Annotated in this window: 15 protein-coding genes; 12 read left to right on the top strand and 3 right to left on the bottom strand. The window is 72.1% G+C overall.

Features of this window, described 5'->3' with window-relative positions:
* The first annotated feature begins 182 nt into the window (after window positions 1-182).
* Complete coding sequence (locus tag ABIE67_RS40075) at window positions 183-1,118, top strand: DUF3048 domain-containing protein (RefSeq protein ID WP_370269415.1); 936 nt, start codon at window positions 183-185, stop codon at window positions 1,116-1,118.
* 46 nt (window positions 1,119-1,164) lie between these two features.
* Here the strand turns inward: ABIE67_RS40075 and ABIE67_RS40070 are convergent, their stop codons facing one another.
* On the bottom strand, window positions 1,165-1,629 hold the full coding sequence (locus ABIE67_RS40070; protein ID WP_370266475.1) for a MarR family winged helix-turn-helix transcriptional regulator: 465 nt from the start codon (window positions 1,627-1,629) through the stop codon (window positions 1,165-1,167).
* A 209-nt stretch (window positions 1,630-1,838) separates the two neighbouring features.
* Between ABIE67_RS40070 and ABIE67_RS40065 the strand changes: the two genes are divergently transcribed.
* The 8 genes from ABIE67_RS40065 to ABIE67_RS40030 all read left to right on the top strand — a co-directional run bounded on the left by ABIE67_RS40065 (window position 1,839) and on the right by ABIE67_RS40030 (window position 9,131).
* A complete protein-coding gene (locus ABIE67_RS40065; protein WP_370266474.1) occupies window positions 1,839-2,621 on the top strand; it encodes a CoA transferase subunit A in 783 nt (260 codons plus the stop codon).
* Entirely contained in the window at window positions 2,621-3,265 is a 645-nt protein-coding gene (locus ABIE67_RS40060) for a CoA transferase subunit B (RefSeq protein WP_370266473.1), read from the top strand. Before ABIE67_RS40065 ends, ABIE67_RS40060 begins: the two co-directional genes overlap by 1 nt.
* Window positions 3,262-4,464 carry an acetyl-CoA C-acyltransferase gene (locus ABIE67_RS40055; protein ID WP_370266472.1) on the top strand — a complete coding sequence of 401 codons (1,203 nt, stop codon included), beginning with the start codon at window positions 3,262-3,264 and terminating at the stop codon, window positions 4,462-4,464. Before ABIE67_RS40060 ends, ABIE67_RS40055 begins: the two co-directional genes overlap by 4 nt.
* 18 nt (window positions 4,465-4,482) lie before the next feature.
* Window positions 4,483-5,256: a protocatechuate 3,4-dioxygenase subunit beta gene (gene pcaH, locus ABIE67_RS40050; protein ID WP_370266471.1), complete on the top strand. Its 774-nt coding sequence runs from the start codon at window positions 4,483-4,485 to the stop codon at window positions 5,254-5,256.
* A 6-nt stretch (window positions 5,257-5,262) separates the two neighbouring features.
* The gene (gene pcaG, locus ABIE67_RS40045; RefSeq protein ID WP_370266470.1) at window positions 5,263-5,868 is read left to right on the top strand and encodes a protocatechuate 3,4-dioxygenase subunit alpha; all 606 of its coding nucleotides are present in this window, start codon (window positions 5,263-5,265) and stop codon (window positions 5,866-5,868) included.
* Complete coding sequence (gene pcaB / locus ABIE67_RS40040) at window positions 5,865-7,160, top strand: 3-carboxy-cis,cis-muconate cycloisomerase (RefSeq protein ID WP_370266469.1); 1,296 nt, start codon at window positions 5,865-5,867, stop codon at window positions 7,158-7,160. Before pcaG ends, pcaB begins: the two co-directional genes overlap by 4 nt.
* Window positions 7,157-8,275, top strand: coding sequence for a 3-oxoadipate enol-lactonase (gene pcaD / locus ABIE67_RS40035; protein ID WP_370266468.1), 1,119 nt, complete (start codon window positions 7,157-7,159; stop codon window positions 8,273-8,275). The genes pcaB and pcaD overlap by 4 nt, the downstream gene beginning before the upstream one ends.
* 64 nt (window positions 8,276-8,339) lie before the next feature.
* On the top strand, window positions 8,340-9,131 hold the full coding sequence (locus ABIE67_RS40030) for an SDR family NAD(P)-dependent oxidoreductase (RefSeq protein ID WP_370266467.1): 792 nt from the start codon (window positions 8,340-8,342) through the stop codon (window positions 9,129-9,131).
* A gap of 36 nt (window positions 9,132-9,167) precedes the next feature.
* Here ABIE67_RS40030 and ABIE67_RS40025 read toward each other — a convergent pair whose 3' ends face one another.
* Entirely contained in the window at window positions 9,168-11,843 is a 2,676-nt protein-coding gene (locus tag ABIE67_RS40025) for an AAA family ATPase (protein ID WP_370266466.1), read from the bottom strand.
* A 213-nt stretch (window positions 11,844-12,056) separates the two neighbouring features.
* Between ABIE67_RS40025 and ABIE67_RS40020 the strand changes: the two genes are divergently transcribed.
* The 3 genes from ABIE67_RS40020 (at window position 12,057) to ABIE67_RS40010 (ending at window position 15,734) form a co-directional block, all read left to right on the top strand.
* Entirely contained in the window at window positions 12,057-13,352 is a 1,296-nt protein-coding gene (locus ABIE67_RS40020) for an MFS transporter (protein WP_370266465.1), read from the top strand.
* Window positions 13,352-14,506, top strand: a complete 1,155-nt coding sequence (locus ABIE67_RS40015) for an anhydro-N-acetylmuramic acid kinase (RefSeq protein ID WP_370266464.1) — start codon at window positions 13,352-13,354, stop codon at window positions 14,504-14,506. The genes ABIE67_RS40020 and ABIE67_RS40015 overlap by 1 nt, the downstream gene beginning before the upstream one ends.
* A gap of 199 nt (window positions 14,507-14,705) precedes the next feature.
* Window positions 14,706-15,734 carry a DUF2510 domain-containing protein gene (locus tag ABIE67_RS40010; RefSeq protein WP_370266463.1) on the top strand — a complete coding sequence of 343 codons (1,029 nt, stop codon included), beginning with the start codon at window positions 14,706-14,708 and terminating at the stop codon, window positions 15,732-15,734.
* Window positions 15,735-15,931: 197 nt separating this feature from the next.
* Here the strand turns inward: ABIE67_RS40010 and ABIE67_RS40005 are convergent, their stop codons facing one another.
* Window positions 15,932-16,546 (bottom strand): TetR/AcrR family transcriptional regulator C-terminal ligand-binding domain-containing protein, encoded by a 615-nt coding sequence (locus ABIE67_RS40005; RefSeq protein ID WP_370266462.1) that lies wholly within the window; start codon window positions 16,544-16,546, stop codon window positions 15,932-15,934.
* Window positions 16,547-16,675 lie beyond the last annotated feature (129 nt).

Genomic DNA, 16,675 nt, shown 5'->3' with positions numbered 1-16,675 from the left:
TGTGGGCCGACCGGCTGTCCGTGCCAGGGCCGATCGGCGGATTCACGCGGCCAGCCGGAAGCAAGCGGGTATGCACGCCTATGAACTGATAAGCGCACAATTAATGACACGGACTGGGCGGGTGGTTGCGGGTGGCGACGGTGGGCAGGCAAAGAGGGGCGCGCACGAGACGCGCCACGACCATGGCGGGGCTGCTGGCGGCCGCAGTGACGGCTTCCCTCGCGGCGGGCTGCACGATGTCCGACGGCCCGCGTGACGACGGCCGCGGCAAGACGCGTCCGCCCTCGTCGAGCCTGGCGAACGGCGCCTCGGTGCTCGCCGTGAAGATCGACAACGCCCGGGCCGCCCGGCCCCACACGGGTCTGAGCGCCGCCGACGTCGTGTACGTCGAGCAGGTCGAGGGCGGACTGAGCCGTCTGATGGCGGTGTACGCGTCGAAGCTGCCGAAGGCCGTCGGGCCGGTGCGCAGCGCACGCGAGAGCGATCTGGAGCTGCTGCGCCAGTTCAACCGGCCGACGCTCGCCTTCTCCGGGGCGCAGGGCAGGCTCCTGCCCCTGATCGACAAGGCCCCCTTGCAGGCGGTACCCCCCGGCAAGGCGGCCGACGCGTACTTCCGCAGCAAGCACCGGCCCTCACCCCACAACCTGTACCTACGGCCCCAGCGGCTCATGGCCTCGGCCCCCGGCATGGACGCCCTGACGACGGGCTTCCGCTTCGGCGCCGCCCCGGCCGGTGGCAGGGCCACCACCTCGCAGACGGTGCGCTACGAGCTGGCCCAGTACACCTTCACCTGGTCCGGCAGCCGGAACCGCTGGCTCGTCGCCATGGACGGCAAGGCCGCCGAGACGACGGACGGGAAGCGGATCGCGGTCGGGACGGTAGTCGTGCAGTACGTGAAGGTGCGCAAGTCCACGTTCCACGACTCCCTCGGCAAGAACACGCCGTACACCGAGACGGTGGGCTCCGGGAAGGCGCGGGTGCTGCGCGACGGGCGCGCCTACGACGTCAACTGGAAGCGTCCGAAGGCCACGGACGGCACGACGTTCACGACCAAGGACGGGAAGCGGGTCAACTTCAAGCACGGTCAGGTGTGGGTGGTGTTCGCGAACGCGTCCTGAGCACGCGGGCGCGAGGCGGCGAACGCGCAAGCGTCCTGACCGAGGTTCAGGGTTGTGCGACGAGGGGTTCCGACGGGTTGCGGAGCCCCTCGGCCGCGTCCGCGACGCGCCGGATCAGATCGAAGAAGAGCGCCTGCTCATCGGTGGAGAGCGGGGCCAGGAAGACCTGGTTCATCCGAGCCGTGCGCACGGTGAGCTTCTTGTGCGTGCGCAGCCCCTCGTCCGTGAGGCGCAGCAGGAAGCGGCGGCCGTCCTGCGGATCGCGGACCTTGTCGAGCAGACCGCGGCGGCCGAGCCGGCTGATCACCTCGGCGATCGTGGACCGGTCGAGCCCCACCCGCTCCCCCACCGTTCGCTGGTCCAGGCCCGGCTCGGCGACGAGGGCGTTGAGGACGGCGAACTGGGGCGAGGTGATCTCCTCGGAGACCATCGTGTTCCACAGCAGGTAGTGCGCCTGCTGGAGCCGCCGGGCCAGGTGCCCGGGGTGGGTGGTGAGGTCCACGGCGGCCATGCGCGCTCCCTGGTCGTAATCGTCGGTGCACTGAACAATACCGGACCCAGGGGTGACTGTCTTCTGGGTGAACGGCTCTCGGATTTGCCATTTACCGAGGTCTTGACGGCTTACTGCTCCGGTGGCAGCGTGAGAGGCAACCTCGCTGAAATAATCAGTACCCTGACTAATCCGGGTGCTGAGAGCTCGGAAGAGATGGGGCTTCTCGGATGGACAAGGTGGTCGCCACGGCCCTGGAGGCGGTGGCCGATGTGGGCGACGGCGCGTCGCTCGCGGTGGGTGGCTTCGGGCTGAGCGGTGTGCCGAACGTGCTGATCCAGGCGCTGTACGAGCGCGGTGTGTCCGGACTGTCGGTCGTCTCCAACAACTGCGGGGCGATGGAGTCGGGGCTGGCCGTGCTGCTGTCGGCGGGACGGATCGCTCGGGTGACCGGCTCCTACATCGGCGCGAACAAGGAGTTCGCCCGCCAGTACCTGGCCGGCGAGCTGGAGGTCGAGATGATCCCGCAAGGCACGCTCGCCGAGCGGCTGCGGGCCGGCGGGGCCGGGATCCCCGCCTTCTACACCCCGGCGGGTGTGGGCACCCAGGTCGCCGACGGTGGACTGCCCTGGCGCTACGACGGCTCCGGCGGCGTCGCGCTCGCCTCGCCGCCCAAGGAGGTGCGGGAGTTCGACGGCACCGAGTACGTCCTGGAGCGCGGCATCCGCACCGACTTCGCGCTGGTGCGGGCCGCGAAGGGCGACCGGCACGGGAACCTGGTCTTCAACAAGTCCTCCCGCAACTTCAACCCCCTCGCGGCGATGGCGGGCAAGGTCACGATCGCCGAGGTCGAGGAACTCGTCGAGCCCGGCGAGATCGACCCGGACGCGGTGCACCTGCCGGGGATCTTCGTGCAGCACGTCGTGGCGCTCACCCCGGAGCAGGCCGCCGACAAGGGCATCGAACAGCGCACGATTTCCGTGCCCCCGGCACGAGAGACGGTGAGCAACTGATGGCGTGGACACGGGAAGAGATGGCCGCGCGGGCCGCGCGCGAACTCCGGGACGGGCAGTACGTCAATCTCGGCATCGGTCTGCCGACGCTGATCCCGAACTACCTCCCCGAGGGTGTGGAGGTGATCCTGGAGTCCGAGAACGGCATCCTGGGCACCGGCCCCTACCCCACCGAGGACCAGGTCGACCCGGATCTGATCAACGCCGGGAAGGAGACCGTCACCGTCCTGCCGGGCGCGTCCTTCTTCGACTCGGCGCTGTCCTTCTCGATGATCCGGGGCGGGCACATCGACGTCGCCGTGCTCGGCGCCATGCAGGTCTCCGCCACCGGTGATCTGGCGAACTGGGCCATCCCGGGGAAGCTGATCACCGGGATCGGCGGCGCGATGGACCTCGTGCACGGGGCCCGCACGGTCATCGTCGTGATGACCCACACCGCGAAGGACGGCTCGGCGAAGATCCTCGCCGAGTGCGCGCTGCCGCTCACGGGCAAGGCGTGTGTGAACCGAGTCATCACCGACCTCGGCGTGCTGGATGCGACACAGGACGGTCTGGTGCTGGTGGAGACCGCGCCCGGCGTGACCGTTGACGAGATCATCGCCAAGACCGACGCAAAACTGACCGTCGCGGAGAATCTGCTGTGAACACCGTTTACATCGTCGACGCGGTCCGCACCCCGATCGGCCGCTACAACGGCACCCTCGCCTCCGTCCGCCCGGACGACCTGGCCGCCCACGCCCTCCGTGAACTCCTCGCCCGCACCCCCGGCCTGGACCCGTCCCGGATCGAGGACGTCTACTTCGGCAACGCCAACGGCGCCGGCGAGGAGAACCGAAACGTGGGCAGGATGGCCGCGCTCCTCGCGGGCCTGCCCACCTCCGTGCCCGGCGTCACCGTCAACCGGCTGTGCGCGTCCGGCCTGGAGGCGGTCATCCAGGCGGCCCGCGCCATCGCCGCCGGCGACGCCCACATCGCCGTGGCCGGCGGCGTCGAGTCGATGACCCGGGCCCCCTACGTGTTGCCCAAGTCCGACAAGCCCTTCCCCGCCGCGCACACGGAGCTGTACTCCACCACCCTGGGCTGGCGCATGGTCAACCCGAAGATGGCACCGCAGTGGACGATCCCCCTGGGCGAGTCGGCCGAACTCATCGCCGAGAAGCACAAGATCAGCCGCGAGCAGCAGGACGAGTTCGCGCTGGCCTCGCACCGGAAGGCGGCCGCGGCACAGCAGCAGGGCCTCTTCGACGCCGAGCTCGCCCCCGTCTCCATCCCCCGGCGCAAGGGCGACCCGCTCCTCTTCGCCGCCGACGAGTCCGTACGGGCGGACGCCTCCCTCGCGGCGATGACGAAGCTGAAGCCGTCCTTCCGCAAGGAGAACGGAACGGTCACCGCGGGCAACGCCTCCCCCCTCAACGACGGCGCCGCCGCCCTGCTCCTCGTCGACGAGGAGGGCCTGAAGGCCACCGGCCGCGAGCCGCTCGCCCGGATCTCCGCCACCGGCGTGCACGCCCTCGACCCCGACTACTTCGGCCTCGCCCCCGTCGAAGCCGTCAACCGAGCCCTCACCAAGGCGGGCAGGACGTTCGACGACCTGTCGGTCCTCGAACTGAACGAGGCCTTCGCCGCCCAGGTGCTGGGCTGTGTCGCCGAATGGCCCGAGTTCGACCCGGCGATCCTCAACCCCCGGGGCGGTGCCATCGCCCTCGGCCACCCGCTGGGCGCCTCCGGTGCCCGTCTCGCCGGCACCGTCGCCCACCAACTCACCCGCGAGGGCGGCGGAGTCGGCGTCGCCACCCTCTGCATCGGCGTCGGCCAGGGCCTCGCCCTCGTCCTCGAACGTTAACGGAACGCAGGATCCCCCATGACTCTCACTCAGCACGACATCGACCAGGAGATCGCGGCCGAGCGCGCCGCGTACGAGAAGCGCGTCGCCGACGGCGCCCCTGTCGAGCACCACCCGCGCCGCGACTACACCCCGTACCGCTCCTCGGTGCTGCGGCATCCGAAACAGCCGCCGATCACGATCGACGTCAGCAAGGACCCGGAGCTGGTGGAGCTGCACTCCCCCGCCTTCGGCGAGCGGGACATCACCGAGATCGACAACGACCTCACCCGGCAGCACAACGGGGAGCCCATCGGCGAGCGCATCACCGTCGAGGGCCGGCTCCTCGACCGCGACGGCCGTCCGCTCCGCGGCCAGCTGATCGAGGTCTGGCAGGCGAACTCGGCCGGCCGCTACGCCCACCAGCGCGAGCAGCACGACGCCCCGCTGGACCCGAACTTCACCGGCGTCGGCCGCACGCTGACCGACGACAGCGGCTTCTACCGCTTCACCACCATCCAGCCCGGCCCGTACCCCTGGCGCCAGCACGTCAACGCCTGGCGGCCGGCCCACATCCACTTCTCGCTGTTCGGTACGGCGTTCACCCAGCGGCTGGTGACGCAGATGTACTTCCCGAGCGACCCGCTGTTCCCGTACGACCCGATCATCCAGTCGGTGACGGACGACGCGGCCCGGCAGCGGCTGGTCGCCACCTACGACCACAGCCTGTCGGTGCCGGAGTTCTCGATGGGCTACCACTGGGACATCGTCCTCGACGGACCGAACGCCACCTGGATCGAAGAGGGACGCTGACCCGCCATGACGAAGATCGACACGAGCCGCCCGGAGACCGTGCTCCCCACCCCCTCGCACACGGTCGGCCCCTTCTACGGCCATGCCCTGCCCTTCCCCGGCGGCGGTGACATCGCGCCCGTCGGGCACCCGGCCGGCATCGCCCTCCAGGGCTACATCCACGACGGCAGGGGCAACCCGCTGCCCGACGCGTTCGTGGAACTGTGGAGCGCCGACCCGGACGGCAACGTCCCGCAGGTCGACGGTTCGATCCGGCGCGACCCGGCGAGCGGCGGCTATCTGGGCCGCAACGGCGTGGAGTTCACGGGGTGGGGCCGCATCCAGACCGACGCCAACGGGCACTGGACCGCGCGGACGCTGCGGCCGGGCGCGCGCGGGCTGAGCGCGCCGTACATCAGCGTGTGCGTGTTCGCGCGCGGTCTGCTGGTGCATCTGTACACGCGGATCTACCTGCCGGGCGACGAGGCGGCCCTCGCCGCGGACCCGCTGCTCGCCCGGGTGCCGGCCGAGCGGCGCGACACGCTGATCGCGCGGGAACAGCGCGATGGCACCTACCGTTTCGACATCCGCCTTCAGGGCGAAGGCGAGACGGTCTTCCTGGAGTTCCAGTGACTTCTCCCGATCCGGACACCGGCCTGCTCGCCCCCGGGTGGGCAGGCTCCCCCGCCGCGGCGGCCACCTCCGACGCGGCCTACCTGCGGGCCCTGCTCGACGCGGAGGCCGCCCTCACCCGCGCCCAGGCCGCCCTGGGTCTCGCCCCGGCCGAAGCCGCGTCGGCGGTGACGGAGGCGGCGGAGGCCGCCCGCTTCGACGTACGGTCCCTCGCCGAGCGTGCCCGCGCCGGCGGCAACCCGGTGATCCCCCTGGTCGCGGATCTGACGAAGGCCGTCGGTGGCGAGTACGGCCCCTACGTGCACCGGGGCGCGACCAGCCAGGACATCATGGACACGGCGACGATGCTGGTCGCCGCGCGCACCCTCGACCTGGTCCTCGGCGACCTCGGCCGTGCGGAAAGGGCTCTGTCCGGGCTGGCCGCCGAGCACCGCGACACCGCGATGCCGGGGCGGACGCTCACCCAGCACGCCGTACCGACGACGTTCGGGCTGAAGGCGGCCGGGTGGCGGTCGCTGGTGCTGGACGCGCGGGACCGGGTGACGGCCGTACGGGACTCGCTGCCCGCCCAACTGGGCGGCGCGGCGGGGACGTTGGCGGCCTTCGGGGCATACGGCGCAGCCGATCCGGTCGAGCTACCGACGGTGTACGCCCGTGAACTCGGCCTTCGTGCCCCGGAGTTGCCGTGGCACACGCTGCGCACACCCGTCGCCGATCTCGCCGGGTGCCTGGCCTTCACGGCGGGAGCGCTCGGCAAGGTCGCCGTGGACGTCCTCACGCTCTCACGCACCGAGATCGCGGAACTCGCGGAAGGCAGCGGCGGGGGCTCGTCCGCGATGCCGCACAAGTCCAATCCCGTACGGTCCATGCTGATCGCCTCCGCGGCGCGGCGGGCACCTCAACTCGCGGCCACTCTTTACGGGTCGCTGGCAGCGGAGGACGAGCGGCCGGCCGGCGCCTGGCACGCGGAGTGGGAGCCGCTGCGGGAGCTGCTGCGGCTGGTCGGCGGGGCCGCCGGCGACGCCGTGGAACTGGCCGAGGGGCTGCGGGTCAGACCTGCCGCCATGCGCGAACACCTCGACCTCACCCATGGGTTGATCGTGTCCGAGCGGCTGTCCGCCGAGCTGGCCCCGGTGCTGGGCCGGGCCCGCGCCAAGGAACTGCTCACCCGACTGGCGTCCGAGGGCCGCCCGCTCGCCGAGGCGCCGGAACTGACGGACGTCGACCTCGATCCCACCCACTACACCGGCTCCGCCGGGCCCCTCACCGACCGTGCTCTGGAGCGACGTTGACCGAGAAACTGCTCAACCACCGTGCCGAGGGCCCCACTTCCGCTCCCCCGCTGCTTCTCGGCCCCTCGCTCGGCACCTCGTACGCCCTGTGGGACAAGGTCGCACCCGAGCTGTCGATCACCCATCGGGTCATCCGCTGGGATCTGCCGGGGCACGGGGGGTCTGCCGCCGACCTCATCGGCGCGGGCGCGACGGTCGGTGACCTCGCCGGCCTGGTGCTCGCGCTCGCCGACTCGCTGGGTATCGAGCGGTTCGCTTACGCGGGGGTGTCGCTGGGTGGTGCGGTGGGGTTGCACCTGGCCGTGCACCATCCCGAGCGGGTCTCCTCGCTGGCCGTGATCTGTTCGTCGGCGCACTTCAACGGTGCGAGGCCGTGGGAGGAGCGGGCCGCGGTCGTGCGGAGTCAAGGGCTGGCGAGGCTCGCCGCGGGCGCGAACGACCGCTGGTTCACGCCCGGCTTCACCGTGCCGGAGTTGGTCCGGGACCACCGCGACGCCGATCCGGGCGCGTACGCCGCCTGCTGTGACGCGCTCGCCGCCTTCGACCTGCGCGAACGGCTGCCCGAGATCTCCTCGCCCACCCTGCTGATCGCGGGGCGGGAGGATCCGGCGACGCCTCCGGCGCATCTGCGGGAGATCGCGGACGCCGTGCCCGGTGCCGCGCTCGTCGAGCTGCCGGGGGCCTCGCATCTGGCGCCGGCGCAGTGTCCGGAGGCCGTGCTGACCGCCCTGCGCGCGCATTTCGGCGGCGGCGCCCAGCGGGGCATGGAGGTGCGCCGCGAGGTGCTCGGTGACGCGCACGTCGACCGGGCCCAGGCGCGGCAGACGCCGTTCACCGCGCGCTTCCAGGACTTCATCTCGCGCTACGCCTGGGGCGAGATCTGGACCGACCCGACACTCAGCCGCCGCGAGCGCAGCATGATCACCCTGACGGCACTGGTCGCTCACGGCCACTACGACGAGCTGGCCATGCATGTGCGGGCGGCCCGGCGCAACGGGCTGACCCCGGAGGAGATCGGGGCCGTACTGCTCCAGACGGCCGTGTACTGCGGGGTTCCGGCGGCGAACTCGGCGTTCGCGGCGGCGCAGCGGGTCCTCGCGGAAGAGGAAGGGTGACTCTGCTGGTCGTAGCCACGCCAGTAGCTCCCACACACCTCCACCACGTGCTTACGGTGGAGGCATGTCCACCATTCTCATCACCGGCGCCACCTCCGGCCTCGGGCGGTACGCGGCCTTCGAGCTGGTCCGCTCGGGGCATGTCGTTCTCGCCCACGGTCGTGATCCGGACCGTACGCGACAGCTGGTCGAGGAACTGCGGGCCGAAGGTGATGCCGAGGGCTTCGTCGCCGATCTGGCCTCGCTGACGCAGGTGCGCGAGCTGGGTTCGCATGTCGCCGACGCGCATCCCGATCTGGAGGTGCTGATCAACAACGCGGGCGTGGGAGCGGGCGCGCCCGGCGCGGGGCGCGAGCTGAGCGCCGACGGACACGAACTACGGCTGGCCGTCAACTACTTGGCGCCCGTGACGCTGACGCTTGCCCTGCTCCCGGTGCTGCGCGCGAACGCGCCCGCCCGGATCGTCAACGTCGGCTCGGCCGGCCAGGAGCCCCCCGACTTCGACGATGTGGAGTTCCGCCGCGGATACGACGGCTTCGCCGCGTACCGACGAGCCAAGTTCGCTCTGGCGGCCCATACGTTCGCCCTCGCGGAGGAGTTGGCGGACACCGGCGTCGCGGTGAACGTGGTTCATCCGGCGACCTTCATGGACACGGCGATGGTGCGTGAAGGCGGGGTCGCGCCCTGGAACACGGTCGCCGACGGCGCCCCGGCCGTCCTGGCCCTGGCGACCCAGGACCTGGGCACGGGCCGGTACTTCGACGGCACGAGCCCGGCCCGGGCGCACGAGGGGACGTACGACCCCGAGGTGCGCAAGCAGCTGGCCGCGGTCACCCGTCAGCTGCTGAGCCTCTGACCCGGCTCACACCACGGACTCTCACACCGCCGACTCTCACACCACGCCCGACAGCAACGCCGCTTCCGCCTGTGCCACCAGTCCGTCCGCCCCGCACGACCGCGCCAGCGTCAGCCCGCGCTGGAGCTCCGCGGTCGAGCGGGCGGCGATGCCGTACTCGACGCGGGCCGCCGCGTGCTCGTACTGGCACGGCGAGGCCTCCAGATAGGTGACGGCCTGTTCGGCGAGGCGTACCGCGCGCTGGCCGGTCTCCAGGGCGGCTGCGCAGCGCAGGGCCTCGCCGAGGGCGGTGTCGGTGCCGAGCCGCTCGGCGTGCCTGCGGACGTCGGTGGCGAGCCGGGCGGCGCGCGCCGGGTCCTCGTTGGCGAGGGCGCGGGCCAGATCAACGGTCCAGGGGACGAGCACCGGGTTGTGGTGGCCGCGTACGGCCGCCGCCTTCTCCGCCGCCTCCAGTTCGTTGATGCCGTCCTTGGTGCGGCCGACGGCGAGGAGCAGTCGGCCGCGGACCGAGCGCGGGTCCGGCAGCACGATGGTGGACGGGTAGGGCGGGGCGAAGCCGTACTGCTCGGCGATCTCCCAGGCCGCGTCGACGTGCCCGCGGGCGAGCAGCGTGTCGACGAGGTTGCAGGTCGCGGACCAGTACAGGGGCAGTCCGCGGCCGACGCGCTCGGCGAGCGCCAGCGACTTGCGCAGGGAGGCCTCTGCCTCGCGGAGCCGGCCGCGCCTGCGGTGGCCGACGCCGACGTAGGCGTGGGCCAGGGCGAGGTGGCCGCCGCTCCAGCCGGCGGACTCGTAGGCGCGAAGGGCCTCGTTGTAGAGGGACTCGGCCCGGTCGAGGCGGTCGGTGAAGGCGTAGGAGTTGGCCAGCATCATCAGCGGCTCGATGCCCCACTCCGGGTCGGTCCAGCCGAGTCCGGGGGCGAGGCGGCCGTTGACGAGGGCGCGGTCGCACAGCTCGACGACCTCTTCGGCGTTCTCGCCGCGGGCCATCGCGTCGAAGCCGCGCAGGATGAGCAGGGCCCGCTCGGAGTTGTCGCGGCCGGTGCAGGTCGCGGCGAGTTCGGCGAGGCGTGCGGAGCGTCCCGGGGAGGTGTCCTCGCCGGCGTGGATGCCCTCCCACATGAACTGCACGGCCTGCAGCCGCAGCCTCGCGGGGCCGGCCTGGTGCCGGGCGGCCTCCGCCTCGACGGTGCGGACGGCCTCCTCCAGCTGGTCGTTGTGGAGCAGGGCCTGGGAGAGGCGGTAGACGGCGTCGACGCGTTCGTCGCCGTCGAGACCGGGCATGGCGAGGGCGGTCTGGAGGTGGTCGATGGTGGTGGCGGGTGCGGTGAGGAGGGTGGCGCAGCCCAGTTCGTGGAGCACGCGCGCGTGGGCCTCGGGCAGGGGCGGCTCCAGCAGGGCGCGCTCCAGACAGCGGCGGGCCGCGTCGGGAGCGCCGACGGCGAGATGTTCGCGGGCGGCCTCGCGCAGCTGCTCGACGAGTTCCTCGTCGTTGTCCGGGTGGACCTCGAGGAGGTGGCGGGCGGCGACCGCGGCGCCACGGCCGTTGTCGGTGACGACGCGGGCGGCGATGCCGTGCATCGCGGTGCGCAGGGCGTCGGGGATGGAGTTGTAGACGGCGGTGGCGATCAGCGGGTGGACGAACTCCAGGTCGCCGTCGTCCGGTTGGGCGCCCGCCGGGTCGGGCTCGGTGAGGATGCGGGCGGTGCGCAGCAGGTCGGCGCAGCGCACGGCCTCGTCCACGCTCATGGTGGCGAGCTCGGCCACCAGGTCGACCGAGATGCCGGTGCCGAGGATGGCGGCCGCCCAGGCGAACCGGGTGGCCTCGATGCCGAGCGTCTCCAGGCGGGCGACCAGGCCGCCGCCGCGCGCCGAGCGGTTCAGGGCGCGCAGCTCGCCGGCCGCGGACTCGGTCGGGTCGAACTCGCTGTCCTGCACCTTGGCGAGGAGTTCGACGGTCTCGTAGGGGTTGCCGCCGGTCACCGCCCAGACCTCGCGACAGAACGGGGCGTCGGCGTGCGCGCCCAGGGTGGCGCGGGTGAGGCCGGCGGTCGCGTCCGGGGTGAGGGCGCTCAGGGTGGCGACGGAGCTGCCCGCGGCGGCGACCGCGTCGAGGTGGCGGGCGCTGTCGCCGCTGACCTCGCCGGGGCGGCGGGCCACCACGACCAGGACGTTCTGCTCACCGAGGCGTTCGGCGAAGGCGGCGAGCCAGCGCAGGGTCTCCTGGTCGGCCCAGTGGGCGTCGTCGATCAGCAGCACCAGCGGCCAGTCACGGCGGGCCAGTCGGCGTACGGCCGCCACCAGGCCGTCGCAGACGCCCTGCGGGTCGGCCTGGCGCTCGCCCGGTTCCGTGATGCCGAGGGCGGGTCCGGCGACGTCGTACCAGTCGCCGAGGTACTCGCGTGCCTCTTCCGGCATCAGGGACAGCAGCGCGGGCTGGAGCAGCTGCCGTACGACGTTGAAGGGAACGGAATTCAGGGTCTCGCTGCCCCGGGCGGACCACACTTGGCAGCCGCGGGCCTCGGCGATGCGGCGTGTTTCGGCCAGCAGCGCGGTCTTGCCGAGTCCCGCCTCGCCCCGGAGCACCAGGAGACTTCCCGAGGAGGACTTGTCCGCGCACAGGGTGTCGAGCGCCCGCTCGACGGCGGCGACTTCCTCGTCGCGCTCCCACAGGGAGGCCGAGGCGGCCTGTGTGGGCCGTACCTCCGTCATCCCGCTACCTCCCCAAGTCGCCCGAACGACGTACAGACCTCGAGCGTAGCCGTCCGATTGCCTAAGTGGAGGGGGTCCGGGCAGCTGTTGCCGTGATGGGTGACAACGGGTGCGCGCGGGCGACGCGAAGGGCCCGCGACCTGCCCCGCGGGAACTTACCAACAGTCAAAAACCGGCCTCTCCACCGCCATTCACGATTCAGGAGGCGCGAACATGACGTCGACTTCCCCCGACCGGGTCCCGGTCCGGTCCCGCAGGGCGCTGGTCGCGGGTTCGGTGGGCAACTTCATCGAGTGGTACGAGTTCGGGGTCTACGGCTACTTCGCGACGATCATCGCGGCGCGCTTCTTCACGCCGGAGGGCGGCAGCGAGGTAGAGGCGCTGGTGAGGACGTACGCGTCATTCGCGCTGGCGTTCTTCTTCCGGCCGGTCGGAGCGGCCGTGTTCGGCCGGCTGGGCGACCGGATCGGCCGGCGTCCGGTGCTGATCCTGGTGATCACGCTGATGACCGGGGCGACGACCTTGATCGGCGCGCTGCCCACGTACGACACGGTCGGCGCCCTCGCCCCGTGGCTGCTGACGTTTCTGAGGGTGCTTCAAGGGCTGTCGGCGGGCGGGGAGTTCGGGGGCGCGGTGTCGGTGATGACCGAGTTCGCGCCACCGGGGCGGCGCGGGCTGTACGGGTCGTGGCAGTCGTTCACGGTGGCGCTGGGGCTGCTGGGCGGTGCGGGGGCGGCGGCGCTGCTGGCCACTGTGCTCACGGAGCGGCAACTGGGCGACTGGGGCTGGCGGTTGCCGTTCCTGCTGACGTTGCCGCTGGGGCTGGGCGCCCTGTGGTTGCGGCTGCGGCTGGACGAGACGCCGGCGTTCCGGGAGGAGCGGGAGGCCGAGCGGCCGCCGGGGCGTGCGGTCGCGGGGGCGATCGCGCTGGGCGCCGGGCGGATCATGGGGTGGGCGGCGGCCGGGTACACCTTCCTGGTCGTGCTGCCGTCGTATCTGCAGTCCGCGCTGGACGCGACCTTCCAGCAGGCCCTGATCGCCACGGTGCTGGCCAACCTCGGTTTCGCGGTGACGATCGTGCCGGCGGGGTGGCTCAGCGACCGGGTCGGACGACGGCCGGTGATGCTGACGGGGGCGCTGCTGGTCGTGGTCCTCGCGGTGCCGCTGCTCAACCTTCTCCAGGACCCGGGCGTTTCCCTCACCGTGAAGGGTGCGGCGGTGTGGGGCGCGGGTGCCGTGGTGGGGCTGATGGCGGGGCCGGGTCCGGCGATGCTCTCGGAGCTCTTCCCGACGAACGTCCGCTACACGGGGCTGGGACTCGCCTACGCGCTGTCCAATGCGGTGTTCTCGGGCTGCGCCGGGCTCATCATCACGGAGACGATCGAACGGACCGGGAACGTGGACATCCCCGCGTACTACGCGGCCGCGACCTGCGCGGTGAGCGTCCTCGCGCTGACCGTGGCACCGAAACGGAGACAAGTGGCCACGTTGGAGGGTGAGTTGAGCTGATGCGGGTGATCGGCCTGATGTCCGGAACGTCGTACGACGCCATCGACGCGGCTGTCGCCGACCTGAGCCTCGTCGGCGACAGCCTGGTCCTCAAGCCGCTGGGGCTGGTGAGCGAGGCGTACGACGACGTCCTGCGGGAGGCGCTCGGGGCGGCGCTGCCGCCCGGGACGACCTCGATGGCCGAGGTGTGCCGGCTCGACACACGGATCGGGCTGGCCTTCGCGTCGGCCGCCCTCCGGGCCGACCGTGAACTGTGCGACGGACAGGCCGAGTTGGTGGCCTCGCACGGGCAGACGGTCTACCACTGGGCCGAGGAGGGAAAGGTGTACGGCACCCTCCAGCTCGGGCAGCCCGCGTGGATCGCCGAGGCGACCGGGCTGCCCGTGGTCGCCGACTTCCGGCCGCGCGACATCACCGCCGGCGGCCAGGGCGCCCCGCTGGTCAGCCTGGTCGACCTGCTGTGGCTGCGCGGCCGGACCGGCACGCCCGTCGCCCTCAACATCGGCGGCATCGCCAACCTCACCACGCCCGACGGCACCGCCTTCGACACCGGGCCCGGCTGCGCGCTGATCGACGCGGCGGCGCGGGGCTTCAGCGGCGGACGGCTGGCGTACGACTTGGACGGGGCGCTGGCCGGTCGCGGCACCGTCCACGAGCCGCTGCTGCGACGGCTGCTGGAGGAGCCGTACTACGCGCTGCCCGCACCCAAGACGACCGGCAAGGAGCTGTTCCACCTCGGCCACCTGCGAGACGCGCTGGCCGGGTTCGGCACCCTGCCCGCCGAGGACGTCGTCGCCACGCTGACCATGCTCACGGCATGGACGGTCGCCGACGCCGTACGTGCGGCGGGCGCGACCGAGGTGATCGCCTCGGGTGGCGGGACCCGCAATCCCGTCCTGATGACGATGCTCGGCCGGCGCCTGCCCGGGGTGACCCTGCGCACCTCCGACGAGTTGGGACTGCCAACGGCCGCGAAGGAGGCGTACGCCTTCGCCGTACTGGGCTTCCTGACCGCCCACGGACTACCCGGGACCGCGTCGTCGGCCACGGGCGCCCGCCACGCGCGCGTGCTCGGCTCGATCACCCCGGGCCGGGACGGACTGCGGCTGCCCCCGCCCGCTGAGAGGCAGCCGGTACGGCTCGTGCTGGAGTGATGGGATCCCAAGGTACGGTCGCGCGGCCGGATTCTGTGGTTCCAGAGCCGGATCCCGGGGTTCCGGGGCCGGATCCCGGGGTTCCAGAGCCGGATCCCGGGGTTCCGGGGCCGGACCCTGGGGTTCCAGAGCCGGATCCCGTGGTTCTGGGGCCGGTTCCTCTCATCCGACTTTCACCGACACCTCATACGGTGGGCGCATGACGCAGGTGACTCCTCCCGGCTGGTACCCCGACCCGGGGCAGAAAAGTGACGATCCGCCCACCGAGCGCTGGTGGGACGGCAAGGCATGGACGGACCAGGTCCGGCCCGCGGGGTCGACCGACGCATGGGGCCCTCCGGAGCAGTTGGCGGCCGGCGGGGCGTATCCGGTGCATCCCGGATATCCCGGCCAACCGCCGTCGGGCGGGCGACGCGGTCTGCGCACCGGGATAGCCGTGGGAGTGGCCGCGGTGGTCCTCGCGAGCATCGGCGTCGGCGTGTACGCGCTGACCGCCGACGACGGCTCGGGCGGCGGCAGCGCCGACTCCCAGCAGCAGGGCGGCCCGGGGGGACAGGGCGGCCAAGGTGGCCAGGGCGGTCCCGGTGGCGGTCAGGGCGGCCCGTTCGGCGACTCCGGTGGTGGCAACGGCGGGTCCGGAGGCGGCGACGGCGATTCCGGTGGGCAGTCGCCCTCCCCCGACCAGTCCGAGGCGCCGAAGGTGGACAGCGGTTCGGTCACCGACGCCGTGAGCGGGATCAGCCTCGCCATCCCGGACGGCTGGTACGGCCAGAAGATCGACTGGGGTGCGCACGTCGGGTCGGACGAGACGTACAAGTGCCCCTCCGACACCTCACAGACCTGCATGAAGGGCGGCGCCTACTCGGCACCGGCGCTCGCGCTCGGCACCAAGGGCGACACCGCCGAGGAGGTCGCCAAGGCGGACATCGCGGCGAACGCCGAGGAGTCCTACGGCAAGGGCTACGGAGAGATCACCTCGCACGAGGTGCTGGCCTCCAAGGCGGTGACCGTGGCCGGGCAGAAGGGCTATCTGGTCCGCTGGAAGGCCGTCACGAGCAAGGGCGCCGACGGGTACGTCGAGTCGCTGGCCTTCCCCTCGCCCGTCAGTGAGCAGCAGATCGTCGTGGTCCGCATCGGCGTCGACGTCGACGAGGGGCAGTCGGTCCTCGACGAGATCGCCAAGGGCATCAAGGTGTCCACCGGTGGCGGCAACGGCCAGGACGTCTGACGCCCCCGGACCCGACGGACACCGGGAACCCGACACCTCCCCGGATCCGAGGCACCCCGGACGTAGTGCGGCCGGGTGGGGCGCCCCTCCGCTCAAGGGGAACCCCACCCGGCCGGGGGGTGCGCGCCGCCCCCGTCCCCACGGTGCGGCGCGGAACAGGTCACCGTCCAGTCATCCCGTGAACGGCGGCCTGAGTCTCAGGTGAGGCCCAGTGCCGGCAGCACCGCGGCCTCCACGAAACGGACGAGATAGTCGGGGTCGGCGTCCTCGCCCTCCAGCACCGGACGCGCCCGCAGCACGCCGAAGATCTGGGCGGGGACGTACTCCAGCGCGGGATGGTCGGCGGCGACCTCCCCGCGCTCGACTCCCCGCCGAAGAATCTGCCGCAGTGCTTCGATCTCGGGGTCGACGAGCGCCTCACGCAAGGCGCACTTGAGTTCCGGGTCCTCCATCACGGCGTGCCCCAGCGCCTGGAACAGCCGCGTGTCCTTGCCGGACCACGCCCCCGCGGCCCGCGCCGCCTCGCGCAGGTCACCGGCGAGCGTGCCGGTGTCGATGCCCTCGAAGCGGGTGAGCCGGCTCGCGCGCAGGGCCGCCGCCACGAACTGGGGCTTGGTCCGCCACTGCCGGTAGAGCGTGGACTTGCTGCACCGCGTGCTGGTGGCGACGCCCTCCATGGTGACGGCGTCGTAGCCGGACGCGCGGATCTGTTCGAGCACGGCGTCGAAGAACTCCTGCTCACGCTCGGGCGTGATCTTGGAGCGGCGCGAGGCGACGACCGTCTCCGGTCCGTCCGCGGCCTGCGACGTCATGGGCTCTTCTCCTCACTCGGGTGCGGCGGCCGGGGATGTGTGCGAGGCCGCGCTTCCAGTGTGTCGTACGTCTATCGATACGCCACTGTACCGGAACGCCATCGTATCGGTACAGTGGCGTATCGATAC

Source organism: Streptomyces sp. V4I8 (assembly GCF_041261225.1).
Classification (GTDB): domain Bacteria; phylum Actinomycetota; class Actinomycetes; order Streptomycetales; family Streptomycetaceae; genus Streptomyces.
Note: the sequence above shows the minus strand (reverse complement) of the source record. Positions and strands in the feature narration are given on the sequence as shown.